27 protein-coding genes are annotated in these 24,134 nt (G+C 62.0%); 5 read left to right on the top strand and 22 right to left on the bottom strand.

Annotation, left to right across the window (positions count from 1 at the left end; all coding sequences use genetic code 11):
* The first annotated feature begins 185 nt into the window (after positions 1-185).
* Positions 186-1,391, top strand: a complete 1,206-nt coding sequence (gene nhaA / locus L1K66_RS04125; RefSeq protein ID WP_252259739.1) for a Na+/H+ antiporter NhaA — start codon at positions 186-188, stop codon at positions 1,389-1,391.
* Between the two features lie 20 nt (positions 1,392-1,411).
* Positions 1,412-2,299 carry an alpha/beta fold hydrolase gene (locus tag L1K66_RS04120; RefSeq protein ID WP_252259738.1) on the top strand — a complete coding sequence of 296 codons (888 nt, stop codon included), beginning with the start codon at positions 1,412-1,414 and terminating at the stop codon, positions 2,297-2,299.
* Here L1K66_RS04120 and L1K66_RS04115 read toward each other — a convergent pair.
* The 18 genes from L1K66_RS04115 to L1K66_RS04030 form a co-directional block, all read right to left on the bottom strand.
* Positions 2,296-2,679: a hypothetical protein gene (locus L1K66_RS04115; protein ID WP_252259737.1), complete on the bottom strand. Its 384-nt coding sequence runs from the start codon at positions 2,677-2,679 to the stop codon at positions 2,296-2,298. The genes L1K66_RS04120 and L1K66_RS04115 overlap by 4 nt on opposite strands.
* On the bottom strand, positions 2,676-4,133 hold the full coding sequence (gene fliD / locus L1K66_RS04110; RefSeq protein ID WP_252259736.1) for a flagellar filament capping protein FliD: 1,458 nt from the start codon (positions 4,131-4,133) through the stop codon (positions 2,676-2,678). Before fliD ends, L1K66_RS04115 begins: the two co-directional genes overlap by 4 nt.
* 9 nt (positions 4,134-4,142) lie before the next feature.
* Positions 4,143-5,279, bottom strand: a complete 1,137-nt coding sequence (locus L1K66_RS04105) for an EscU/YscU/HrcU family type III secretion system export apparatus switch protein (RefSeq protein WP_252259735.1) — start codon at positions 5,277-5,279, stop codon at positions 4,143-4,145.
* Positions 5,276-6,070, bottom strand: a complete 795-nt coding sequence (locus L1K66_RS04100) for a flagellar biosynthetic protein FliR (RefSeq protein WP_252259734.1) — start codon at positions 6,068-6,070, stop codon at positions 5,276-5,278. The genes L1K66_RS04105 and L1K66_RS04100 overlap by 4 nt, the downstream gene beginning before the upstream one ends.
* Before the next feature lie 4 nt (positions 6,071-6,074).
* Positions 6,075-6,347, bottom strand: a complete 273-nt coding sequence (fliQ, locus tag L1K66_RS04095; protein ID WP_034956086.1) for a flagellar biosynthesis protein FliQ — start codon at positions 6,345-6,347, stop codon at positions 6,075-6,077.
* A gap of 13 nt (positions 6,348-6,360) precedes the next feature.
* The gene (gene fliP / locus L1K66_RS04090; RefSeq protein WP_034956087.1) at positions 6,361-7,143 is read right to left on the bottom strand and encodes a flagellar type III secretion system pore protein FliP; all 783 of its coding nucleotides are present in this window, start codon (positions 7,141-7,143) and stop codon (positions 6,361-6,363) included.
* The gene (locus L1K66_RS04085; protein WP_252259733.1) at positions 7,143-7,430 is read right to left on the bottom strand and encodes a flagellar biogenesis protein; all 288 of its coding nucleotides are present in this window, start codon (positions 7,428-7,430) and stop codon (positions 7,143-7,145) included. Before L1K66_RS04085 ends, fliP begins: the two co-directional genes overlap by 1 nt.
* Positions 7,427-7,723, bottom strand: coding sequence for a flagellar motor switch protein FliN (gene fliN, locus L1K66_RS04080; protein WP_051700265.1), 297 nt, complete (start codon positions 7,721-7,723; stop codon positions 7,427-7,429). The genes L1K66_RS04085 and fliN overlap by 4 nt, the downstream gene beginning before the upstream one ends.
* Positions 7,720-8,685 carry a FliM/FliN family flagellar motor switch protein gene (locus L1K66_RS04075; protein ID WP_252259732.1) on the bottom strand — a complete coding sequence of 322 codons (966 nt, stop codon included), beginning with the start codon at positions 8,683-8,685 and terminating at the stop codon, positions 7,720-7,722. The genes fliN and L1K66_RS04075 overlap by 4 nt, the downstream gene beginning before the upstream one ends.
* Positions 8,682-9,263: a flagellar basal body-associated FliL family protein gene (locus L1K66_RS04070; RefSeq protein ID WP_252259731.1), complete on the bottom strand. Its 582-nt coding sequence runs from the start codon at positions 9,261-9,263 to the stop codon at positions 8,682-8,684. Before L1K66_RS04070 ends, L1K66_RS04075 begins: the two co-directional genes overlap by 4 nt.
* A gap of 33 nt (positions 9,264-9,296) precedes the next feature.
* Positions 9,297-10,430 carry a hypothetical protein gene (locus L1K66_RS04065; RefSeq protein WP_252259730.1) on the bottom strand — a complete coding sequence of 378 codons (1,134 nt, stop codon included), beginning with the start codon at positions 10,428-10,430 and terminating at the stop codon, positions 9,297-9,299.
* Positions 10,431-10,703: 273 nt separating this feature from the next.
* Entirely contained in the window at positions 10,704-11,153 is a 450-nt protein-coding gene (locus L1K66_RS04060) for a hypothetical protein (protein ID WP_252259729.1), read from the bottom strand.
* The gene (locus tag L1K66_RS04055) at positions 11,150-12,490 is read right to left on the bottom strand and encodes a FliI/YscN family ATPase (RefSeq protein WP_407931999.1); all 1,341 of its coding nucleotides are present in this window, start codon (positions 12,488-12,490) and stop codon (positions 11,150-11,152) included. Before L1K66_RS04055 ends, L1K66_RS04060 begins: the two co-directional genes overlap by 4 nt.
* Positions 12,491-12,499: 9 nt before the next feature.
* Complete coding sequence (locus L1K66_RS04050; RefSeq protein ID WP_252259728.1) at positions 12,500-13,141, bottom strand: FliH/SctL family protein; 642 nt, start codon at positions 13,139-13,141, stop codon at positions 12,500-12,502.
* Positions 13,125-14,180 carry a flagellar motor switch protein FliG gene (locus tag L1K66_RS04045; RefSeq protein ID WP_252259727.1) on the bottom strand — a complete coding sequence of 352 codons (1,056 nt, stop codon included), beginning with the start codon at positions 14,178-14,180 and terminating at the stop codon, positions 13,125-13,127. The genes L1K66_RS04050 and L1K66_RS04045 overlap by 17 nt, the downstream gene beginning before the upstream one ends.
* Complete coding sequence (gene fliF, locus L1K66_RS04040) at positions 14,177-15,823, bottom strand: flagellar basal-body MS-ring/collar protein FliF (RefSeq protein ID WP_252259726.1); 1,647 nt, start codon at positions 15,821-15,823, stop codon at positions 14,177-14,179. The genes L1K66_RS04045 and fliF overlap by 4 nt, the downstream gene beginning before the upstream one ends.
* Positions 15,824-15,826: 3 nt before the next feature.
* Positions 15,827-16,180 carry a flagellar hook-basal body complex protein FliE gene (gene fliE / locus L1K66_RS04035; protein ID WP_252259725.1) on the bottom strand — a complete coding sequence of 118 codons (354 nt, stop codon included), beginning with the start codon at positions 16,178-16,180 and terminating at the stop codon, positions 15,827-15,829.
* Positions 16,177-17,502, bottom strand: coding sequence for a sigma-54 interaction domain-containing protein (locus tag L1K66_RS04030; RefSeq protein WP_084155884.1), 1,326 nt, complete (start codon positions 17,500-17,502; stop codon positions 16,177-16,179). Before L1K66_RS04030 ends, fliE begins: the two co-directional genes overlap by 4 nt.
* Positions 17,503-17,735: 233 nt before the next feature.
* Between L1K66_RS04030 and L1K66_RS04025 the strand changes: the two genes are divergently transcribed.
* Together L1K66_RS04025 and L1K66_RS04020 are read left to right on the top strand one after the other, a co-directional pair.
* Complete coding sequence (locus L1K66_RS04025; RefSeq protein WP_034956099.1) at positions 17,736-18,554, top strand: flagellin N-terminal helical domain-containing protein; 819 nt, start codon at positions 17,736-17,738, stop codon at positions 18,552-18,554.
* Positions 18,555-18,918: 364 nt separating this feature from the next.
* Positions 18,919-19,521 carry a response regulator transcription factor gene (locus L1K66_RS04020; protein ID WP_252259724.1) on the top strand — a complete coding sequence of 201 codons (603 nt, stop codon included), beginning with the start codon at positions 18,919-18,921 and terminating at the stop codon, positions 19,519-19,521.
* 3 nt (positions 19,522-19,524) lie between these two features.
* Here the strand turns inward: L1K66_RS04020 and L1K66_RS04015 are convergent, their stop codons facing one another.
* The 3 genes from L1K66_RS04015 to L1K66_RS04005 are packed head-to-tail and all read right to left on the bottom strand — an operon-like array spanning position 19,525 to position 21,862.
* Entirely contained in the window at positions 19,525-21,066 is a 1,542-nt protein-coding gene (locus L1K66_RS04015) for an ATP-binding protein (protein ID WP_252259723.1), read from the bottom strand.
* 3 nt (positions 21,067-21,069) lie between these two features.
* Positions 21,070-21,615 (bottom strand): heme NO-binding domain-containing protein, encoded by a 546-nt coding sequence (locus tag L1K66_RS04010; RefSeq protein WP_252259722.1) that lies wholly within the window; start codon positions 21,613-21,615, stop codon positions 21,070-21,072.
* A gap of 34 nt (positions 21,616-21,649) precedes the next feature.
* On the bottom strand, positions 21,650-21,862 hold the full coding sequence (locus tag L1K66_RS04005) for a hypothetical protein (protein WP_252259721.1): 213 nt from the start codon (positions 21,860-21,862) through the stop codon (positions 21,650-21,652).
* 227 nt (positions 21,863-22,089) lie between these two features.
* On the opposite strand from L1K66_RS04005, the gene L1K66_RS04000 reads away from it, so the two are divergent.
* On the top strand, positions 22,090-22,932 hold the full coding sequence (locus tag L1K66_RS04000) for a response regulator (protein WP_252259720.1): 843 nt from the start codon (positions 22,090-22,092) through the stop codon (positions 22,930-22,932).
* Positions 22,933-23,215: 283 nt separating this feature from the next.
* On the opposite strand, the gene L1K66_RS03995 is transcribed toward L1K66_RS04000, so the two are convergent.
* Positions 23,216-24,133 (bottom strand): flagellar motor protein MotB, encoded by a 918-nt coding sequence (locus L1K66_RS03995; RefSeq protein ID WP_252259719.1) that lies wholly within the window; start codon positions 24,131-24,133, stop codon positions 23,216-23,218.
* Position 24,134: the final 1 nt, after the last annotated feature.

Genomic DNA, 24,134 nt, shown 5'->3' with positions numbered 1-24,134 from the left:
CGACCAAGGTGGGCCTTGCGCGCCCGTATTCAATTGCAAGCGTTCAACCAGCCCCCGGTAATTGTCAATCGGGCGAGGAAGGGGGAGAACTCTGACGGCAAAAATTGCAACAGACTCCGGCACCTATGCCCAGCTTGCGCGTTGAAACCGAAACCGATGCGCAAATCTGGCTGGGATCTGGAACCATGATTGATCGTGTAAGCGAAGCTTTGAAGGATTTCCTCAAACAGGAAAGCGCCGGGGGCATCGTGCTGATCGCCTCTGCCGCGCTGGCGCTGCTGATTGCCAACAGCCCGCTTGCACCAGCCTATTTCGGAACCCTTGAGACCAAGCTCAACGTGTCGTTTGGCGACTTCGCCATCGACAAGGCACTGCTGCTGTGGATCAACGATGGGCTGATGGCGATCTTCTTCTTCCTGATCGGCCTCGAAGTGAAGCGCGAGATCATCGACGGACAATTGTCGAGTTGGGACAAGGCATCGCTGCCGCTGGCTGCGGCTATCGGCGGGATGGCGCTGCCGGCTCTTATCTTCGTCGCCTTCAACATCAATTCGCCCGAAAGCATCGGCGGATGGGCGATCCCGGCGGCAACCGACATCGCCTTCGCGCTGGGCATCCTGTCGTTGCTCGGCCCGCGTGTGCCGGTGGCGATGAAGGCGCTGTTGCTGGCCATCGCGGTGATCGACGATATCGGCGCAATCACCGTGATCGCGCTATTCTACACCGGCGAAATCAAGACCGACATGCTGATCGGCGGCGGCGTTGTTCTGGCGCTGCTGTTTGCACTCGGGCGGGCGCGGATTGCCTCCACCATTCCCTATGTCCTGCTGACGGTGGTGATGTGGGTTTTCGTGCTCAAGTCAGGGGTTCACGCGACGCTGGCCGGGGTGACCGCCGCAATGATGGTGCCGATGGTGGCGCGCGACGGAACCCACCTACTCGAACACATGGAGCACGCACTTCACAAATGGGTGGCATTCGTGATCATTCCGATTTTCGGCTTTGCCAATGCGGGCGTGACGCTGATCGGCCTGTCACCCGCAGACCTGCTCGCTCCGCTGCCGCTCGGCATCGCGCTGGGCCTGTTGATCGGCAAGCAATTGGGCATCGTCGGATTTGCATGGATCGCGGTGAAGGCCGGGTTTGCGAAGCTTCCCGACGGCGTGGGCTGGCGCAAGATCCACGGGCTTTCGATGCTCGCGGCTATTGGTTTCACCATGAGCCTGTTCATCGGCAACCTTGCCTTTGTCAATCCGACGCAGGTAGATGCGGTCAAGCTGGGCGTGCTGTCAGGTTCGCTAGTGGCGGCCTTTGCCGGATACTTCATGATCAAGTCCGCGCTGCCTGATGAGGTGGCCGAGGACCAGAGAGAGGCCACTCCGGCCGAATAACGAACGCCAAGGGCCCGATCATGAACCATCCAGCCAAGCCAGTGGCAGGCCCCGTCACGCGCAGCATCAACGTGAACGGCATTGCCCTGTCTTATCACGAATGGGCCGCAGCCCCCGGCAACGACGCGCCGACCATGGTATTTGCGCATGCTACCGGCTTTCATGGCCGCACCTTTGATGCGATCGCCGAACACTTCGCGGGCCGCCGGATCCTGTCGCTTGACCTTCGCGGCCACGGCGGCAGCGAAGGCGAGCCGATCGACAACTGGCGCATGGTATCGGACGATGTGATCGCGCTTCTCGATCAGCTCGAAATCCGCGGCGCAATCGGCATAGGCCATTCGATGGGAGCGCATACGCTGGTGCAATGCGCGGCGGAGCGGCCCGGTGCCTTCAGCCGCCTCGTGCTGTTCGATCCGGTGATACTCGCGCCGGAATATTACGAGCTTGCCGAGCCGATGTTCACCGCCGACCGGCCGCATCCCGCAATCCGGCGCAAGCGCGATTTTGCCTCACCCGAAGCCATGATCGAACGATTTGCCCCGCGCGATCCCTATTGCCTGTTCGATCCGCGCGTGTTCGAGGATTACTGCCGCCACGGCCTGACCCGGCTCGATGATGGCAGCTACACCCTGTCCTGTTCGCCCGAAATGGAAGCCAGCGTCTATGGCTCCAGCCGCAGCAATGCGGGAATCCACGATGCCGCCGTAAAGGTGGAGGTTCCCACGCTGGTCGTCCGCGCCAAGCAGACCGATCTCACCGATTTCAAGAGCTCTCCGACATGGCCCGAACTGGCCGGGATCATACCCAAGGGGGTTGACCAGTACCGGCCCGACCGCACCCATTTCCATCCGTTCGAAGACCCGGAAGACGCGGCGCGGATCATCGCCGAATTCGAGGTCGGCTAGGACGCCCCGCCCGCCTTCGCGGCTGCCAGAATGTCGGCAAAATCGTCGCGCACTCGTGCGATTTCGCTAGCGGAGGCGCTGCGCATGTTGCTGGCGATTGTCGCCGCCAATCCGCCGTAAAACTGCACCATCGCATCGCCGAGCGGACTCGCCGGATCGACCGTGCGCGCCAGATAGAGCGCGATCCCGTGGGCGCGAAACAGCGGCTCGACCGGGGGCATGATGCGATCGCGCTCAAGCGCCCGCAGAGCAAGGCCGAGATCGGCAATCGCTTCCTCAAGGCAGATGACAGTCAGGCCAATGCCCGATGACGCCTCGATCCGGGCGTCCAGCTCGATCTTGCGATAAGCCTTGGCGGGATTCGCGAAGAGTGCGTTCATCGATCCGATCCGTTCCAGGCGTCAATCTGCTGCTGCAGGAAAGTGATGGTCGATTGCGACGCCGAAATCCGGCGCTCCGCCGCCACCAGATCGCGTGTCAGCCGGGTGCGCAGGCTTTCCTGCTGCTCGGCAATTTTCGCGAGCCGTTCATCATTGCGCTCGATCTGGTCTTCGTACCGCTCAAGCGAGTCGCCCAGCGATCCGGGCAGGCTGCGCAGCGTGTTTTCCCGCGCCAGCTTGTCCATCGTGGCGAACACGCCAAAGGCGCCGGTGGTGAACATCGCAGCCGCCGCGTCGGGCGCGTCGGCCAGCGTCGCATTCAGCCGGGCACTGTCGAGCTGGAAAGTGCCGTCGCGAGTGATCGAAAGGCCCAGATCAGCGAGGGTCGAAGGCTCGCCTTCGGCTGCGCCCGGCATCACCACCCGGCTTGTCAGCGCACCCAGATCGCGGCGCAATTCGCGCGCTCCCGGATCATTCGCCAGAGTCCCGCCAAACGCCGCTGCTTCCTCGTTCAACAAGGTGACCAGATCATTCAGCGCGGCGACAAAGTCAGTCATCACGCTGGTGATGGCTCCGTTGTCATTGTCGAACGAAATCGTCGTCGGCGCGCCCGGATTGGTGCCGGTGAGGTTGAGCGTCATGCCTTCGGGCAGGCCGGTGACGGTGTTGCTCGCGCTGCTCAACTGCACCGTATCGAGGGCGAACAGTGCATCCTGCGCGGTTGCGCGCAATTGACCCGTATCGGTGGCCGGTTGCCAGGAAAGGTAGGACAGATCGCCTGGAACCGAGCTGGGCGATGCCGCGGCGCTGATCCCTTCGAGCACAAAGCCGCTGTTTGCGCCTTCCTGACCCTTGATCACCAGCTGCGCCCCGCCCGTGCCATTGGCGACATAGGCGCTGAGCGCGCCGCCGCTTTGCGAGGTGATCTTGCTGGCGAGGGTCTGCAATGTGTCGCTTGCATCCACGGTGATTTCGAGCGCAGCCTGCGCGGCATCCTCGGTGAATGTCGCGCCCGCGACCGTGCCGAAACTGATGCGAAGCGTGCCTTCGCCGACGGGATCGCCGGCTCCGGCATAGCTGTTGGTTACCAAGGTCTGGCTGTCTGCCAGCTGCGACACTTCAAGCGAGTAGCTGCCGCGCGGGCTCATCCCGGGTGTCGTTGAAACTCGCGCGACCGATGCGTTTCCGATCGTGGCCCGGGGGGCAAGATCACCATTGCGGATCCGGTCGCCCAGCGCGCTGGCAAGGCTCGACATGGTGTTGCGCAGCAGCGATGCCGAGGAAATGCGCGCCTCCAGCGCTTCATTGCGCGATTGCAGCGTGCTGCGCTGGAACGAAAATGTCGCTTCGGACAGATCGTCGGCCAGCTGGATGAAATTGACGCCGCTACCGGCGCCAAGCGCGGAGATGATGGATGAGCCTGGGTTTTCCATGCCTCCCAGAACGGTCGCCAAGGCAATTGCTTAAGCCGGTTTTTCCAGCTTTCCATCGGCATCGAAGCGCAATTCGCGCGGGACTTCGATCTGCGGCAGGCGCGGCTTCTCTCCGCGCTTCAGCGACAGCACGAAAGCAACCAGAGCGGCGATGGCGACATACAATTCCTCGCGCACCATCTGGTTGGGGCGGGTGGTGAAGTAGATCGCACGGGCAAGCTGCGGATATTGCAGCACCGGAAGTTCTCCCTCGCTCGCCAGTTCGCGCATCGCCAGCGCGGTTTCTCCGCGACCCTTGGCGAGTACCACCGGGGCCGGAGCCAGCGCGGGATCGTATTTCAAGGCGACGGCGAAATGCATCGGGTTTACAACCACGAATTGCGCCTCTTTCATCGCCTTGCCGACGCTGCCCCGCGCGAGATCGCGCTGGCGCTGGCGGCGGGCCATCTTCACCTCGGGGGAGCCTTCGGTCTGCTTGTTCTCGTCGCGCAGGTCTTGCAGGCTCATCTTTAACCGTTTGTTGCGCTGGAACAGTTGCAACGGGTAATCGATCATGGCGATTGCCAGCAACCCGCCCACCAGCATCGCCATCAAGGTACCTGCGGAATCGAGAGCAAATCCAAGCTGCGCCTCCAGCGACCCACGCCCGAGGCCGAGCAAGGGCGTGAGGTTGGACGAAACCCACCATGCGGCAATGCTTCCAAGCAGCGCGAGCTTGAGGATCGACTTGCCCAGTTCGATCACACCCTGAATGCCGAAAATGCGCTTGAGGCCCGACAGCGGATTGATCCGCGAGCCCTTGAACGCGAGGTTTTGCGGGACGAAACGCCCTTCGCCGAGCAAGAGTTGTGAAGCGAGCGCCATCACCATCACCCCGATTCCGATCACGAAGATCGGCGGTAGCAGTGCGCCTGCCGTTTCAAGAAACAGCGCGCCGGGAGTGAAATTGCCAAGATCGCCCTTGTCGAAGCGGAAACTGGAACGCGCGACGGACGCGATCTCATCGAACAGCCACGGCCCCACCATCGCGATCATGGCCGCGCCGGCTGCCATGGCTGATGCGGTCGCCACCTCCTTGGAACGCAGCGTATCCCCTTTTAACGCCGCGTCGCGTTTGCGCTTGGGTGTCGGGTCAAACCGCTTTTCGCCGCTTGTCTCCTCGCTCATGCGGCACCCGCCGGTTCGATCAGTGCAGCGGACTGCTCGATTGTCGTTTCAAGCAGCGACACGAATTGCTCGACCACGATCGGCATGACGATAATCAGCGCGGCGATGCCTGCCAGCACCCCGGCAGGCAGGCCCAGCGCGAACAGGTTGAGCGCGGGGGCGGAACGCGAAATCGTGCCGGTGACGATCTGCACCAGCAACAGCACCAGCACCACCGGCAGCGCAATCGCCGCCGCCGTGGCGATGCCGTATCCCGCAAAGGTGACGATATCCATCACGCGCAATTCGCCTGCGGCAAAGGCTCCGGCGGGGAGGATGCGATAGCTTTCAAGCAGCAGTTCAAACCACAGCAGGTGCCCGCCGATGGCATAGAACAGCAGCGTCAGGATCAGGCCGAAATATGTGCCGAGCGCGCCCGATTGCGCGCCGCTGGCCGGGTCAATCGATGTGGCAATGGCAAGACCCATGGTGCCTGCGATCTGCTCGGCTGCGATCAGCGGCACCGCAAAGGCGATCTGGAGCATGAAGCCCAGCGCCATGCCGATCACCACTTCCTGCCCCACCGCGAGGATGGCTGCAAAGCTCATCATTTCGGGCACTTCGGGCAGTGGCATCCACGTCCCGACGAACACCGCGAACACGAAAGCCAGCAGCGCGCGCAATTGCGGCGGGATCGCCATGCCACCCACCATAGGTGCAGCCAGCAACGCAGCCCCGCAACGGATCGACAGGAACAGCACCTGCCACAATTGCTGCTCCAGCGTGCCAAAGCCGGGATCGAGGAAGTTCATGCCGCTAGACCGCGATGCCCGCGATCTGGGCGAATATCTCGCGCATGAAATCGCCAAGCAGCGCCATCATCGTGCCGCCCAGCACCACGAATACCAGCGCTGTGATCGCCAGCTTGGGCACGAAGGTCAGCGTCTGTTCGTTGACCGACGTCGCCGCCTGGATAATCCCGACGATCAGGCCCACCACCAGCGCCGCGATCAGCACGGGGCCGACGATCAATGCCGTCACCCAAAGGGTCTGATCAGCCAACGCGAGGAGTTGCGCATCTTCCTGCATGGTCCCCGCTCCCCTAGCCAAAGCTCATCGCGAGGCTGCCCATCAAGAGCGCCCAGCCATCGACCAGCACGAACAGCAGCAGCTTGAACGGCAGCGATATGATGGTCGGCGACAGCATCATCATGCCAAGGCTCATCAGCACGCTCGCCACCACCAGATCGATCACCAGAAACGGCAGGAACAACATGAAGCCGATCTGGAACGCGGTTTCGAGTTCGCTCGTCACAAAGGCGGGCAGCAGGATCGAGAACGGGATGTCGGCCGGATCATCGAACCCGCCGACTTCGGCGATATCGGCAAACATGATCAGGTTCGCTTCGCGCGTCTGGCCGATCATGAAGGTGTGGAACGCCTGCCCGGCCGCCGCAATCGCACCATCGGCGCTGAGCGTTCCTGCAGAATAGGGTTCTATCGCCACCGCATTCACCGCGTCGAGCGTCGGCGCCATGACGAACAGCGACAGGAACAGCGAAAGGCCGACCAGAACCTGTGTCGGCGGCGAACCCTGCAATCCCAGCGCTTGGCGCAGGATCGACAGCACCACCAGGATGCGCAGGAAACTGGTCATCATAAGGACGATCGCGGGCAGGATCGTCAGCAGGCTCATCACCAGCAGCAGCTGGATCGAGAAGCTCAGCGGTGCACCTTCGCCTGCGCCATCATCGCCCAGCGCGCGTTCGATCGCAGACCCGATCCCCGGCGCATCGGGTGCAGCGGCATAGGCCGGCTCCGCCAGTGCAAACATGGTTAACGCGGCCAGCGAGATTGCGGCGCAAAGGGTGAAGAACCGTTTCATCAGGCCGGCTCGATTTCTGCGGGACGGGTGCGGCTATCGGTCTCACCCAGCCGCACGAAACCGTTGCGCGAACAGCCCAACAGGATCTCGCGATCGTGAAACCGCACGACTGCCAGTTTCAGGCCCGGCGCGAGCAGGCTGGTTTCGACCAGTTCGAGCGCGCCCGAACGCACTTGCGCACCGACAATCCGGGTCTGGAGATAGCGCGTCAGCTTCAAGCTGCCCCAGATCAGCAGGGCCAGCAGCGGCAACAGCAGTGCCAGCCGCAGGAAATATTCAACCATCATGGCTGCGGCTCCGATGGCGAACCGGCCATCATCCCATCGTCTTCTTCGGCCCCAATCAGACTGACGATGCGCAAGGCAAACCGTCCGTTCTGCGCCACGACTTCACCCCGCGCGACAACACGGCCATTGGCGGTCACATCAAGCAATTCGTCCGTCAGCCGATTGAGCGGCACGACGCTACCTTCGCCAAGGGCAAGAACGTCCTTGAGCGGCATGTCCGTGCGTCCCAGTTCGACCGAAAGCCGCACTGTGACATCACCCAAGCGATGAAAGGCAGGGCTCATAATGTTCATCTGGATTTCTCTTTCGTCGTTTGGCGACCAGCTTCAGCATGCGAACGCCCTTCGATCCGTGTCAGTTGCAGCGCCATGCGGTTGCCCGCAGTGCCGATGCGGCCATAGGCAAGCACATCGTCACCGACACGCAGGGCAAGTTCAGGAGGGATCGAGAGCGGAATTTCGTCTCCGGGGCTCAGCCGTCCAAGGCGGCTCAGCGAAAGGTCGATTTCACTCAGCACCGCTTCGACCGGCAGCGGCAAATCGACAAATGCGCCGTTGATCTCTCCCTTGGCCCCGGAGGCCGGGCGCACGACCGGACGGACAGTGGTACTGCCGGGCAGCAGGCCGGGCAGATCGTCCAATGCGAACGCCAGCGAAAGCTCCCACGGGTTCCCGGCGTTCATGACAATCGAAATCGTGAAAATCGCGACCTGAGTCTCGGCGGCGAAAGGTTTGAGCCGGGAGGCGGTATCGCTGCGCACCAGCACGTCGCCCGGTGACTGCTCCGCCGATCCATTGGTAAGCGCAATGGCCTGCGCGATCATGCCGCCAAGCTGGCGCACCATGATTTCGGCAGAGGCAGGAAGTTGAGCCGGAATATCGTCGCCCAGTTGTCCGTCCCCGCCAAAGGAACAGTCGGTCAAAGCCAGCGCCGTCGCAAAATCGATCGACAGCAGAACCTTCTCGCCTGCCAGACCGCATCGCAGCAGGCTGTTGGCGGCGATGGGCCCGATCCGATCGAAACATGCAGCGCCAGAGACAAGTTCCGGACCCGCAACGCTGACACGCAGCTTTCCGCCCGAAAACATCTGGGAAAGTTCCTGCGTCAGTTCCAGTCCGAGATCGCGGCACCAGGGCGCAACCTCGTCCATGCGGTCCTTCGCATCCGGCTGGGCGGTGCAGATCAGTTCGGCACAATGCTGGGCCACCGGCCGCGCACCGGCAAAGCTTTGGGGAAAGGCGCCGGCCATGTTCATTGGACGAGGAAACCCTTGAAGTGGACCGCGTCGATCCCGCCGAACCCTTCGTTTTCTTCGAGGACTTCGTTGATCGCCTTGGTCAGTCGGCCGGACAGCTCTTCCTTGCCTTCGACGTCATAGACATCGGCTTCGGGCGTAGCGGCAAGCTCCACCAGAATCGCGGATCGGATTGCCAGTTCGTGGTTCTTGACCCAAGCCAGCACCCGCCCGTCGCGGCGGGTGGAAACCGCCAAGTCGACCTGGATCAGCGCCGGAGAATCCGCGAGGTTGGAAGTGAATGTGTCTTCGAAGCTGTAGTAAGCGGTGCGATATTCGCTGCCGCCGTCGCCATAGACGACTTCGCCTTCGCCATCCTTGCCCTTGGATGGTGGGGCAAAAGGATCGGCCTCACCCTTGCGCACCAGTTCGGGTTCGTCAGGGCCGCTTTCCTCATGTCCGCCGATCAGGCCGGCCGCAAAGGCGCCATAGGCCCCGCCTGCACCTGCCCCCAGCAGCAGCACAGCGCCGAGCACCAGCTTCAGCATGCCACCCTTGGGCTTTTCCGCTGGTTCAGTGGTGTCAGCCTTCTTGGCCATGATCGTTCAAACTCCTGTTCGGCCGTCTCGCGTTCAGGCGAAAAGCCCGCCCTGCGCACTTCCGCTTTCCGGATCGTCGCCTGCGCGCAACCCGGCCGGATCAGACTGTTCCTCTTTGCTGGCCCCGTTTTGGTCCCGGTATGGTAAATTCGATGCGTTGCCCGACCCTGAGGAAAACGCGTATCGAAGGTCGGCCATTCCGCCGGAGTTGGTGTTGCCCTGTTGCGATTGGCCCTGATTGCCCTGATGGCCAGGCGACTGATCGCTCCCGCGTTGCGATTGCGTGGAGGCCGCTTCGCCGCTGGCACTGATGCCCCGTTCGGCCAGTGCGGCCTGGATCGCGGGGACGAAACCGGGGTCGCGGCTCGCCAGTGTGGCGCGCAGATCATTGCCGCTGGCGTCGATCCTGAGCGAGATGGCGCCGAACTCCTGATGGCTGAGCGTTACTTGCGAACGTGCGGCGCGGCCGGCTTCCCGTGCCTCCGCCAGATGTTCGATGGCGGTTTCGAGCGCGGCCATCGCGCGCGGCTCGGCCACAACGCCCTGAACAGGGGGCGCAGCCGAGGGAGCGGCGGGAGAATGGTTGAGGGCAAGCGCTGCTGCAGGCTCGGCAACCGCAGCGGATACGGCGTGCGTCGAAGGGTTGGCCGATGGAGAAGACGACGCGACTAGCGCGCTACTCGCGCTGGAAGAAAGGCCCGCTTCCCCCGCTTCATTCGAGCCGGGGGAAACCGTCTGCAAGACTGGTCCAAGCGAGGTGATCGGGTATTCGGAGTTCGCTTGAACCGGGTTAACGCGCTGAGGCTCGCGCTCCTGCGCGACTGGCACCAGCATCGCCTCACGGACCGGCACGGGGCCAGCCATTCTCACGCCGTCTGGCAATTTGAGCGGAGCAACTCTTGCAGCCATGGCGGGGGCCGCACGAGCAGGATCGAAGGCCTTGGCCGCGATCGGGACCTGTTCGCCGACAGCCAGATGGGCTGCTCGCGCCTCAACATCTTCCCGCCCCTGCTCCAGCGGATTTTCGTCCTCGTCCGATGCGTGGGTATCAGTATCGGCAGGCTGATCGGCATGATTAGCGGAGACGACCGCCTGCGTCATGGGCGGAGGCCCCGCCAACGGCAAAACATTGCCATCGTCCGGCACCGCAGCGTCGGTGGGCGGCAAGACACTGCCGCTTACTTGCAAATCCAGAGGCCGCGAGAAATGAAACGGCCCGTTCGCGGGCGAGGAGATGTCGCAGGTCCCTTGGAGTGACACCGCTGGCTGCCCGTATTCCAAAGCAGGCAAGTCCGACCCATCAAATCCTTGTAAAATATTGGAAAATCCGCCTGCAGCAGAAGGGTTCGCACGTTCCGTATCGGGCGTGACTGGGGTGGAACGAAGCGAAATTTCAGGCAGGATCGGCAGCAATTCTCTCTTCCTCGGATTTCGGGCCGGTCACGAACCGGCGGGCTTGCGCGATTTGCTCTGCAGCTTGCGTGCCAAGAGCGCGGCGTGTTGCTCGCGGGACTGGCGCAGCGCCTCCGCATCCTTGCGCGCCAGATCGAGCCGCTCCTCGGTACGGTTGAGACGCGTCTCGGCTGCGGCCAGCGCATCGAGCTGCCATTGCGCCTGTTGGCTGGCATCAGTGCGCGCGGCCTCTGCCTGTTGCGCGATGTCATGGAGCGATCGCGCAAAGCTGGCATCGAGCCGCAGAGCGTCGCCCGTCATTGCCTGATTGCGGCGGGCATAGGCGTCGAGCAGCTCCCCGCTCTTGCGGGCGAGTGCGGCGCTGCGGTTCTCCTCGCTCAACGCATCCGCCAGCGAAGCGAGCGCTTCACGGCGGCGCACCCTGGCAAGGGTCACCTGACGACGGGCAAGCGCTACGCGGCGTTGCACCTTTGTCATGAGGACGCTCCTAGACCGGCGCCAAGCTCGCGCAATTGGGCATAGCTTTCCACCAACGACACTGGTTCTCCGCGTGGCTGTTGCAGGAAGCCGTCGATCTGCCCGGAGTGCGCCAACGCTGTGTCGAGCACCTTGTCAGTGCCGGCGCGATAGGCACCCATCATCACAAGGTCGCGATTGTCTTCGCGCGCGGCAATCAGCGCCCGCAAGCGGCGGGCCGCCTCGCCAATTTCCGGGCCGGTGACATCGGTCATCACCCGGCTTAGCGAGGCGGGTATGTCAATCGCGGGATAGTGCCCCCGCTGCGCGAGATCGCGCGAGAGGACGATATGCCCGTCGAGGATTGCGCGCGCGGTGTCGACAACGGGATCGGAGGTGTCGTCGCCATCGGCCAGCACAGTGTAGAGACCTGTCACCGCCCCGCCCGAACGCGTGGAATTGCCGGCCCGCTCCACCAGCCGGGTGACAGCGGCAAGCGCGGACGGCGGATATCCTCGCGCCGCGCCCGGTTCGCCCAGCAGCAATGCCAGCTCGCGCGCGGCATGGGCAACGCGGGTCAGGCTGTCGAGAATCAGCAGCACCCGCTTGCCCTGGCTGCGGAAATGTTCGGAAATAGCGCAGGCATATTGCGCGGCGCGCAGCCGCAGATTGGGGGCATGATCGGCTGGCACCGCGACCACCACCATCCGCCCGCGCCTCGCGCCGACCATATGGCGAGCGACAAAATCGGAAACCTCGCGGGCGCGCTCGCCGATCAGTGCAACCACCGTCACATCAGCGACCGCATGGCCTGCTATCGTGTCGATCAACACCGATTTGCCGACGCCCGATCCGGCGATTACGCCCAGCCTTTGTCCGATACCCATCGTCGCCAGCGCATTGATCGCGCGTACACCGCAATCGAACGGCTCGCGCACTGGCGCGCGTTCCAGCGCCCCTTCGCGCGAACCGCCCAGCGGCCAGCGTTGGGCAAGGTCGAGCGGCGGGCCGCCGTCGATCGGATTGCCCAGACCATCGACTGCTCGCCCCAGCAGCGCTGCGCCCACCCGGACGGAACCAGGAGAGCCGACTGCGCGCACCTTGGCACGCGGGCGCAGCAATTGCGTGTCGCCCAACAGCATCATCAGTGAATGGCCGCTGCGAAAGCCGATGACTTCGGCCAGCGCCTCATGCCCTGTCTCATCCTCGATCGCGCCAAGCGACCCGATCGGCAAGGCAAGGCCCGATACCTCGATCAACCCGCCTTCGCAGGCGACCACGCGCCCGCTTGGGACGGGACCAGTGGCCACCACCGCACTGCGCATCCGCGCCAGCTCAATCTGGAGCTCCGCCAGCATTGCCGCCACTCAGCCCCGGATCGCCGCGGCAATGGCACGGCGCCAATCTGCCGGACCGTCGCTGATCGCGCCCTCGTCGCCTTCGAACCGCAGGCCACCGCGTTCAACGCCAGGGTCAGGCACGATGCGCCAGTGTTCCCGCGTTTCAGGGGCAAGCAATTCGATGTCTTGGGGATGCAAATGGAGCGCGCATTCCGCAGCCGCGCTGCCGATGCGCCGCGCCGCTTCATGGCACCGCTGCGAAAGGCTCTGAGGATCGGGAGTGAACCCGGCAATGGCCGCTTCGCACAGCGCGATCACGGTGTTCGATAACTCGGAGGCAAGACTGTCCATCGCAGCCTGATCAAGCGCCCTGAAATTCAGCCTCAGGCCGCGCTGCTTCTCCTGCTCCGCGCGATACTCGGCTGCCGCCGCAGCGTGTCCGCTCGCCTCGCCTCGGGCGAAGGCTTCCGCCACAGGATCGGGTGCATCGGGTGCTGGTGCAGGCACTTGGGCATCGGGCCGTCTCGGCTCTTTCGGCTTGTCCCTGGCCGGAAATCCGGCAACGAAGCTGTGTCCTGCTCCCAACGCTTCGATCCAGTTCGGCGCAGCCGGCCCGGCGACGGGTTCCATTTCGGCAAGCGCCGACACCCAATCAGACGAACTCGCCATCGTCCGCCCCCATTATGATCTCGCCCTGATCGGCCAATGCACGCGCGACCTCGACGATCTTGCGCTGTGCCGCGAGCACTTCGCTGCGGGCAAGGCGGCCGCGCAGGTCGATCTCGTCGCGAATGCCATCGGCCGCACGGCTCGACATGGCGGCGAAGAACGGCGCGCGTTCGGGCTCCTTGAGCCCCTTGAGCGCATCGACCAGATTTTCCGTTTCAACATCGCGCAGCAGCCGCTCCATCGCCTGACGATCGAGATCGAACAGCATTTCGAAAGTGAACATTTCTTCTTCGATACGTTCGGCCAGTGCGCCGTCGCGCTGGGCAATCGCGGGCAGAACGGTCCCGCGCATGTCCCCTGAGGCCAGGTTGATAAGGTTCGCCGCCTCGCGCGGGCCGCCGATTGTGAGCGTGCTGATGCCGAAGCTCGCGCCGATCTTCTGCGACAACAGGCTTTCGATCATGTCGATTGCCTGCTGGGAAACCGGCCCGATCCGGGCGATGCGTTCGACCACCAGCGGCTGAACACTGGTCGGCAAGCCAGACAGCACTTCGGCTGCGGGTTCGGGCTCCAGCATCAGCAGCAGCGCGGCGATCACCTGCGGGTGTTCTTCCTCCACCAGCTTGAGCAGCACCGGCGGAGCCAGCCAGCGGGCAATTTCAATCCCGCGCACCTTGGGCTCCGGCTCGATCCGCAGCATCATGCTTTGTGTCTTGGCCGGGCCGATAGAGCGTTCAAGCAAGGCGCGCACCTGAGCACCGCGATCCTGCCGGGCCAGCACCTCGCGCGTGCTTTCGGCGACGAAATCCTCCAGCGCCTCGGTCATGGCCGCGCGGTCGATTTCGCCGAGCTCACACATCGCCGCGCCGATCATCTCGACTTCGACCGGGTCCATCCGCGAAAGCAGGGCTGCGGCTTCATCGTCGCTCAGCAACATCAGGAACACCGCCGCGCGGTCGATCCGGCTCAGCAACGGCCTGGGCGCTGCCGAGCCGGCCTCTTCGCCATCGCCAACTTCGATCTGATCCATGCTCGTCATTGCGATTTCGCCTCCTGCGGAGTTTCAAGCATGCGCTGGAGCGCCTCCACCGCGCGATCGGGCTGGGTTGCGGCAAGTTGCCGGGCGAGTTCGATCTTCTTGGGGAAGTCCGCTGCCTGTGCATCCTCGGCAATATCGGCCGCGATGCCGATCCGAATCTGGCCTGACGCAAGTGAATTTGCCTCCGAAGCATCCTCGTCAGGCTTGGCCGCGGGATCGCGCATCCGCTTTATCAACGGGCGGACCGCCAGAAGCAGTACCAGCAGGACAGCCAGCAAGGCCGTGGCATAGCGCAGAGCGGTGGCGAACCAGCCTTGCTCGTAGAACGCCAACTCAGGCAGTTCACGGCTTTCGAATGCGCTGACAACAACCTGCACCTGATCGCCGCGCGCAGGATCCGCGCCAACTGCGGCGCTGACAAGGTTTTCCAGTTCCTCGGCGGTCAGCGGCTTCGCCGCTTCGAGCGCGGCATCGCTTACGGCGACCGCGACCGAGAGCTTGACGAGGCCGCCCGCCCTTGTGCTGGTCACGGCGACTTCGCGGCCCAGTTCGTAATTGCGCTGCACCGCGCTTTCGCTGTCGGTCGGCTGACCGCCCTCTGCGCCGGCCGCTTGGCCCTGCGGATCGGGAGCACCATCGACAAGCTGCGCATCGGCAGGCGGCGTATTGGCCGTCACGCCGGGTATGCCGCCCGTCCCGCCAGCGGCCAGCCTTGTGGCGGAACGCTCGCTTTCGCTGCGGACGACGCCTTCCTGATCATAGCTTTCGCGCGCGGATGTCACTTCGGCCTGATCAAGCACGACTTGCACCTCACTGGAGAAATTGCCTTCCCCCAGCAGCGGCATGAGCAGTGTTGTGAGTTGTTCGCGCAGCTTGGCCTCGAATTCCCGCTGCAGCGTCAGCGCGTCGAGCGTGTTGTCCGCTTCCGCCGACAGTAGCCGCCCGTTCTGGTCGACCACGCGGACCGAATCCGGTGTCATTCCGGGAACCGATCCCGACACCAGGTTCACGATCGCCTCGACCTGTTGCTGGCTAAGACTGCGCCCGCTGACGAGGCGCACCATCACGCTGGCGCTGGGCGCGCTGTTCTGGCGCACGAAGACCGAACGTTCGGGCGTCGCCAGATGCACGCGCACGCTTTCGATCCCGTCGATCTCGCGGATCGTTAGCATCAGTTCGCGCTCACGCGCCAGCCGCAACCGCTCGCCTTCGAGCGTGCGGCTGGAACCCAGCGGGATCGCGTCGAGCATCTCGCTCGCGCCTTGGGGAGCGGCAAGTCCGGCATCGCTGGCGACCAGCATCCGCGCGCGATAGACATCGTCTTCCGCCACGGTCACCGCGCCGGTGCCATTGTCGATCGTGTAAGAGATATTGCCGCGTTCCAGCGCCTCTACCACCTTCGCGCGCTCGCTGTCGTTCAGGCTCGCATAAAGGGTGCGCTGCGGACCCTGCGCGATCGAGAGGTAGAGCGCGGCGACCAGCGCGACCGTCCCGACACCGACAAGCGCGGGAAGCGCGCGGCGAAAGGCCGGCTGTGCTGTGAAGTCCGCCACCCGCGCGCGCCAATCACCCTGCGCCGGGAACGATCCGATCGGAACCGCAGTGCCCGTGGGCACCGGCATGTTTGCATCTGCTTCGGCCACCTATCAGCTCCCCATCCGCATGATGTCCTGGTAAGCGGACAGCAATTTGTTGCGCACTTGCAGCGTGGCCTCGAACGCCACCCCGGCTTCCTGCCGGGCCAGCATCACCTGCGCGATGTCGGTCACCTCGCCGCGTTCATAGGCGGCCTGCATGTCGGAAGACCTTTGCTGGACCGCGCTGACATTCTGCAGCGCGCCGGTAAGCGCATCGGCAAAGCCAGCCGCCGGACGAGCGCCCTTGATTTCAGGCGCATCCCCGGTGGCGCGCACTTCCTGCAGCGCCCTGCTCTTGGAGAGCACTTCGTGGCGCAGCGCCATCACTTCGTGAATGCCGCGCATCGGACTGATCGTGTTCATGCCTCACCCCCGGCGGCCATCAGACCGCATTCGCGCATCGAGGCGAGGCGATATCGCAGCGTACGTTCGGAAATGCCGAGGCTGCGCGCGGTCCGCCCGCGGTGCCCGTCATTCGCATCGAGCGCCGACAGGATTGCTTGCGCCTCGGACTGGAACGCCACGTCGGAAAGCGATCCCGATGCGGCACCTGCGGGGGTCGGAGTGGTGGTGTAACGCGGCTCTGTATCGAGCGAGCGCACCGGTTGATCGAACACGATGTGTTCGGAGCCGATGCAATGCTCCTTGCCCGCAAGCAGGATCGCACGGCGAATGACATTTTCGAGTTCGCGGACATTGCCCGGCCAGGCGTGCGTTTCGAGCAGAGCGATCGCCTGCCCCGAAATCCAGCACGGCATTCCCGGCTTGGCCGCGTGTCGCAGCAGCATTCCGAAAGCGAGCGGGGCGATATCCCCGCGCCGTTCGCGCAGGGCGGAAAGCGCCATGGGAAAGACGTTGAGGCGGTACATCAGGTCCTCGCGGAACCTCCCCGCTTCGACTTCGCGCGCAAGCGTCCGGTTGGTCGCGGCGATGATCCGCACGTCGACCTTCACCGGGCTGGTAGCCCCAAGTGGCAACACCTCGCCCTCTTGCAGGGTGCGCAGCAGCTTGGCTTGCAGGGAAAGCGGCAGTTCGCCGATCTCGTCGAGCAGCAAAGTCCCCCGATGCGCAGCGCGGAACAGGCCTTCGCTCGCTTCGCCCGCGCCAGTGAAGGCGCCCTTGCGATGGCCGAATAGCAATGCCTCCAGCATGGCTTCCGGCATGGCCGCGCAATTGACCGCGACAAACGGCCCGTTGCGGCGCGCGCTCATGGAATGGACGAAGCGGGCGATAACTTCCTTGCCGGTGCCGGTCGGCCCTTCGAGCAGGACAGGAATGTTGCTCGCGGCAATCCGCTCCGCCAGTGTTAACAAAGCAAGGCTCTGGCGATCAGCCGCAATCGGCGCACCTTCTTTTGCTGCACAAGCAATCAGAGCAGCCCGCGCCTGATTGAGCGACGGCATCGAATAGGCCAGTGTCAAACGCGCAGCACCAGTCTGGGTGATGGCTGGATTTTCGGCGTGAACGAGGTTCAGCGCGACGCTGTCTGCTGCCAGATCCCCCTCGCGCGGCGCGAAATTGCCGTGATCGCCCAGCTCCAGCCGGTTCTGTTGCCAGCTTTGCGCCAGCAGCGGCAATGTCGGATCAAGCAGCGCGGAATGCGATTTTCGCGCGCCAGTCAGACCTCGCTGGTTCGGTTTGCCGTCGTCCTGCGAGAAATTTTTTGCGGTCCCTGCTGCCCTCATGATCCACCTGTTGTTTCCTGGTGGAAAGAAATTGCCGCCCGTGCGGACAAGATATGGCAAATTTAAGTACCCGCACTTTCACTTAGGGTTTGTGCGTATGTGACGCGATGGCGGCGGATGCGGTCCTGCCTTGGGCCTTAAACATCCCGGCGGATGGTCGCTCTTAGGGTCAGCAGGTGCGGCTCTGGTCGCTTCTGTTGACCACTTGCTCAAGACCTACGGGAGTTAGACCTATGTCCGTGATTAACACCAATATCTCCGCTCTGCGCGCTGCCAATGCAAGCTCGCGTGCCAATGAAATGCTCGGCGCCGCTATGGAACGCCTTTCCACCGGCAGCCGCATCAACAGCGCCGCCGACGATGCCGCCGGCCTTTCGATCGCCACCGGCTTCACCAGCGACATACGTGCGCTGAATCAGGGTGTGCGTAACGCCAATGACGGCATCGCGCTGGCCCAGACCGCTGAAGGCGCGCTGCAGGAAGTCACCAACATGCTTCAGCGTGTCCGCGAACTGGCCGTGCAGTCGCAGAACGGCACGCTCGATGCGGAAGACCGCGGTTTCCTCGATACCGAAGTTACCGAGCTTGCCGCTCAGATCGACGACATCCTCAGCAACACCACCTTCAACGGTGTGACGCTGTTCAGCACCACTGCCGGCACCGATGTGACGGTTGACATCCAGATCGACGCGGGCCGCAGTGTTACCCTGACCAGCACCGCGATCGACGGCACCAATATTGATGCAGCCGCTCTCGATGTTTCCTCGGTTGCCAACGCCGCAACCGCGATCACCAACGTCGATGCCGCGCTTTCGGATGTGAACACGGCGCGTTCGTCGCTGGGTGCGGGCCAGAACCGCCTCGAAGCCGCGATCAACAACCTGACCACGACTTCGACCAACCTCGCCGACGCTCGCTCGCGGATCGAAGATGCCGACTATTCGGCCGAGACGACCGCGCTCGCCAAGGCTCAGATCCTTGGCCAGGCATCGACCGCGATGCTCGCCCAGGCCAACCAGTCGCAGCAGAACGTCCTGTCGCTGCTGCGCTAAACCTCGCCTCCCGGCCCGGCCTCCGCCGGGTTCAGCAGAAGCCCGGAGCCTCGCGCTCCGGGCTTTTTGTTTGTTTTCTTCGTGCATCCGATAGCCGCTTCAGAACGGCATCATGGCCCCGCGCCACCCAGGCTTGCAGCCCAAATGCCTTTGAAATTTGCCGATGGCATGGATTGCGTTTTCCCATTCGCTTCCAGTTTGGGAATGATCGGACTTACCGGACTAACGGCAAATACTAGGGCGGATTTCCCCTATGAGCGGCCCGGATCCGGGCACCTGGCTAGATTCCGCAATGTCTCGGAACGCTTTCATTTTGGAAGCTGACGCGCTTTGGTAGGGGGAAATACTGGGTTATCCAACATGCATGGACACGAAAAGCAAAATCCTTCTCATCGATCCCGACGCCTCTTCGCGCACGGAGATGTATCGGTTCCTGGCTTCACTTGGATATTACTCCGAGCCAATTGAGTCGTTGGACGACTTTTTCTCCTACTGTTACTCTCCAAGTATTGTCTTGATACATGACAAGGGAGATATTGTTCCGGAATTCGCGCGTCGGCTCGAAGACATTGGTGAATGGTTCCCGTTCGCGGTGTATTCCGAGGAGTTTCTGACGCTTCAGGTCGTTAATGCGGTGCGCAATGGTGCACTCGATTGCTTTGCGTTCCCGGGAGAGAAAGATTCGGTGGCGGGGCGTCTTGCCCAACTGGAAAGCATCATCGCGCAGTCCGGGCACGAATTGAGCCGGTCGGCGCGAGCCAAGCGTCTGGTGCGCGAACTCAGTTTCCGGCAGGTGCAGGTTCTCAAATGCGTGTCGCATGGAATGTCGAACAAGCAGATCGCGCAGGAATACGGCATCAGCCCCCGCACCGTCGAACTGCACCGCAAGATCATGATTTCGAAACTGGGTGTTTCGAGCTCGCCGGAAGCGGTCAGACTCGCGGTTGCCGCGGGGATTGCGGCCTAGCGTCTATCGAGGCCCCAATACTCTGCTGAGGGTTTCGGTTACGAGTTCCAGTCTGAGCGGTTTTTGCAGGAATGGCCAGTCAGGCATTGCCTCTTCTGGCCCCATTCCGCTCATCACTATTACTTTGATATCCGGGGACATCGCCCGGGCTGCGTGGGCCAGTATGATGCCATTGCCTTTGGGCATGATCACGTCGGTCAGCAATGCGTCGAACGGGCAATCGGCTTCATTGTATTCTTGAACGAGACCTATGCCTTCGCGCGGGCTGGATGCGCCGGCGACATGGTAGCCTTCCTGCTCAAGCAGTTCGACCAGGGCTTCAAGCGCGTATTGCTCGTCGTCAACGACAAGGATTCGAGGTTGCTCTGAAGGCCCGATAGGCAATCCTGCCTCGGCAAGCGGCGACATATCTGCGTCGCTTTCGAGATCTTGGATGATCGGGAACTTCAGGCGCGCCAGCGCTCCCGATACCGGGTTTGGTAACAGCTCGACCGTCCCGCCATGGTTGGTCATGAAGTCCTGAACAGAAGCAAGTCCCAGGCCGGTTCCTTTCTCCTTGGTCGAGAAATAGGGTTCGAATGCCTGCGCCATCGCGGCTTCACCCAATCCCATCCCATTGTCTGACACTTCGACCACCAGCCAGTTCACCGATTGATAGGTCGAAATTTCGATCCGACCTTCACCCAGGATCGCGTCACATGAATTGAGGATGAGATTGGTCAGGCAGTTGAGAAAACCGGCCTGGCCAAGCTTCACCTTCACTCCCGACGCATCGAGGTCAAGGATCAGCTCAATCCCGTCGCTCGTCAAAGACTTGAGGTAAGGCAACGAGGCCTGCAGAATTTCGTCCGCCACGAATTCGCGCCGCTTGTCGTTCTGCGAGGAGGAAAGGGTGACCAGCGAGGATGCGATTGCCGAACTTCTGGTGGTGGTCTCCATCAGAATTTCCGCAATTGTGGCAATTTGGCGGTTGTTGCTGGCTTCCTGTGCAAGCCTTTGTGCGTTGAGCTTGATGATGGACAGATGGTTGTTGAAGTCATGAGCCAGGCACCCCGATATCCTGCTGACTTGCTGCAGCAACGCATCGCTTTTCTGCCGCTCGGCGGTCAATTTGGCGGCCATTTCCTTCGCTTCGGCGATCATGGCATCCTGCATCTTGATCAGCAGGATGTTGTCGAGCGAAGGATCGGTCGGAGATAGATCCGACATGCGCAGGCCGGTCAGTTCTGTCGGGTCCGGAATGGGGCTGGGATTCAGCGCCAGCAGATATGTTCCATCGGATTCGATGATGACTCCGGTCATCGTGAGGGGGCGTGATCTGGATCGCAATTGAATGCTTGGCATATTGGCCGATATGACCGGTAGGGCATTCAAGAGTTCAGGGTTGGAAACGATGAAGTGATCTTCAAGATGATCACCCTTGGTCAGATCCGGCAGCCTCTTCCAGATCGACGCTCCAAAGTCTATTATATTCAGGTGCTTGTCGACAAGGATATGACTTGGAAACAACCGTCCTAGATCTTCGGAATCCAACGCGAACCGCATGATTTACGGTCCGTCCCGGTGCCAGATCTTGTATTCAAGCCCAACCGGGCCATCCTTGATCAGCTTCACGTCCCCAACCTGATTGAAGTGATCCAGCAGACCTTTCATCAATCCGGTCACAAATGCGCCCAAGCCGTTGCGTTCCGAGAGGTAGAGAACCGTGAAATAGCCTTCGCCTTTTTCCAGCACCTGAAACGACGGCATTTGCGCTTTCGTGAGGGTGCGAACCACCGATCTGTGCATCTGATCGAGGTTCGACATGAAAGTCACGATGTCATCGCCGGTGAATTCCATCATCAACTTGAACGACCCCTTCCCGGCGAAAACGATCCAGTATCGGCCGAACTCCTCCAGACAATCCTGCATGTCGAGGCCGAGGCGAGCGGCCGCTTCCTCCAGTATCCGCATCGTCAGAGCATCATCGTAAACGTTGAAGCTGATTTGATCGGCAGCGGTAATCTTCGCCGCGCGTTCAAGCGCCGCCCATTCGGTAGCGCCGAGCTGCTCGACAAACATTTCGCGCACAGCGCAATGGATCATCCCGTACATCGCCACGGATCCCTAAACATAAATCAGCGCAAAATCATCGGTCGTTTGCGTCGCCGCCTGCAATTTCGTCCAGCAATGCGGCCAGCATTTCCACCTGGGTTTCGATCAGGTCCAGCTTCGACGCGTAGTATTCCCGGCTTGGCAAATCTGCCTCGCGCTGGATACGGATGCTCATGTTCCCGGCTGCCAGTCTGATGACATTCAATGGCTGTCTCAAATCGTGCAACCGCCGATTGTTTTCAATCATCAAACAATGCCTCAAACAACGCCTCAAACAACGCCAAGCTCCAAAGCCGAAAGCCCGCAAAAAGTTCCTGAAAGATCAGGGTAATGAGATATCAACCACGAACTTGCCAATGCAAAATCGAATCATTCTCATTTTGAAGGTATATTCCCTGTCGATGCCCAAGCGCATCGATATGGCTCGGATAGGGGCGCTTTTCGGCGATAAATGTCGTAGGAACACAAATCGGGATGGATGACTTTCAGCAACGGGGGGCTGAATCGATGGATCTGGCCATCATGACAAGCACGGTTCTTGTCATCGATGACGATCCAGCTTGCCTTCAAGAATATTGCGAAATGATCGATCACCTCGGTTATTCGTTTCATGCAGCCGGAAACGCTCCCGACGCACTGAAAATTATCGGGGAAGATCAGTCGATCGGGATCATCATCACCGATTTCCAGATGCCGGAAATGGATGGCCTGGGCCTGCTATCCGAATTGGCCGCCCGTTATTCCTCTTCCCGGCCGATCGTTGCCCTGATGATCACCGGCTTCGGTTCTTTGGATACCGCGGTTGAGGCGATGCGTCACAACGCCGTTGATTTTCTGGCAAAACCCGTCGGAAGAGGCGATCTGGCATCGGCTCTGCGCCGCGCCTCGATGCGGCGGGCACAGATGCTGGGCTCGTGGCAGCTCGCCACACTGCGAGAAGCCGCTAACAAGAAGAAAAATCCGGCAGTCTCGCCTTCGACCCGCGGCCAGACCATGACGGATTTTGTGCGCAATATCATCAAGCTGCGGCGCCGCAGAATGGATTTCCTTGACGCCGAGCTCTTTTCGGACCCGATGTGGGACATAATGCTCGAACTGACCCTAGCGAAACTGCAAGGCACACCGATTCCGGTATCCAGCGCCTGCGCGGCCACTCAGGTGCCATTTTCAACGGCATTCCGTCACGTCGGCAATCTCGTCGCTTCGGGTCTGGTGCGCAGATGGAAAGACCCCGAAGACAATCGGCGCGTGATGCTTGAACTCGAGGAAGAGTCCTTCAACGCGATGGTCGGATATCTATCAGCCATCCAGGAATGAAATTGGCGCGAATTCCGGCGGGTTCGACCGGCTTCGATTGAGAACAATAAATCTCAATATGAAATTTCTTTCACTCGCCTCGAATCCCCTTTGAAAGTACCCCTGAATACGGTCTGAGGAAGAGGATAACAATGGTTCTCACCTGCGGGTTGCGCGATGTTGCCGGGGTGAGAGTCTCCCTCGGCAACATTTGCGTGCCCCCGCAGGTTTTTGCTTGGTTCGCACCACCCCGAATCTGATCTGGCTATCGTCACCGAGGCTCATTCTTCGCGTACCCAGGGTGTCATCGTCGCTCGGCACGCGCGGCGCTTCTCACCGGCCTGGTTTGCTGGTTCAGCAGCAGCAGCGATATCCGCCGGTTCCGGGGATCTGTCCTATCGCTTGCGATCAGGGGCTCGGTGTCAGCCACGCCCTCGATCCTGGCAAAACGAGCGGCGGGCAGACCGCTCAGGATCAGTTGCTGGCGGGTTGCCTCGGCTCGTCCTGCGGAAAGCGACCAGTTGTTGACCTGCACGCCCGAACGCCATGGCAGGGAATCGGTATGGCCACGCAGGATCAGCGGGTTGCGCTCTTGGGCGAGAGTATCGCCGATCACTTCAAGCAATGCGCGCGCATCCTCGGTCAAGACCGTGGTGCCAAGCGCGAACATCGAAAAATCGGCATCGTCGACAAGATCAATCCGCACACCGTCAGGCGCGCGCATCACCCGCACCTGACGCACCAGCCGCGAAATCTCGCGCTTTTCGGACAACTGCTCCTCGATCGATTTGCGAAGGCGATTGGTAGCATCGCCCTCTCCGCCACCTTCGACCGGGCCGCCCTGCGCGCCGCGCGGGATGGTGATGGACTGAGTGCCCGTCTGCCCCATGGCATGCGGATAGTTGTCAACGTCGGTCAGCGACGATCCGCCCAGCAGGCCATCAGAGCCCGAGCTTTCCTGCCGGGTCTTTACCAGAGTGGGCGAGAAATAGTCGGCGATCCCCTTGCGCTGGGTTTCCTCTGTCGCGCCCAGCAGCCACAGCAGCAGGAAGAACGCCATCATCGCGGTCACGAAATCGGCATAGGCCACTTTCCACGCACCGCCGTGGTGGCCGTCGCCGCCCGTGACGACGACTTTCTTGACGATGATCGGCGCGGGGATGGCGCCGACACCACCTTCACCCGACTGCGTCGGATCGGCGACTGATGCCCGCGAAGCCATG

The organism is Erythrobacter aurantius, from assembly GCF_023823125.1.
Taxonomy (GTDB): domain Bacteria; phylum Pseudomonadota; class Alphaproteobacteria; order Sphingomonadales; family Sphingomonadaceae; genus Erythrobacter; species Erythrobacter aurantius.
The sequence above is the reverse complement of the archived record's forward strand: the minus strand, read 5'-3'. Positions and strand labels throughout refer to the sequence as shown.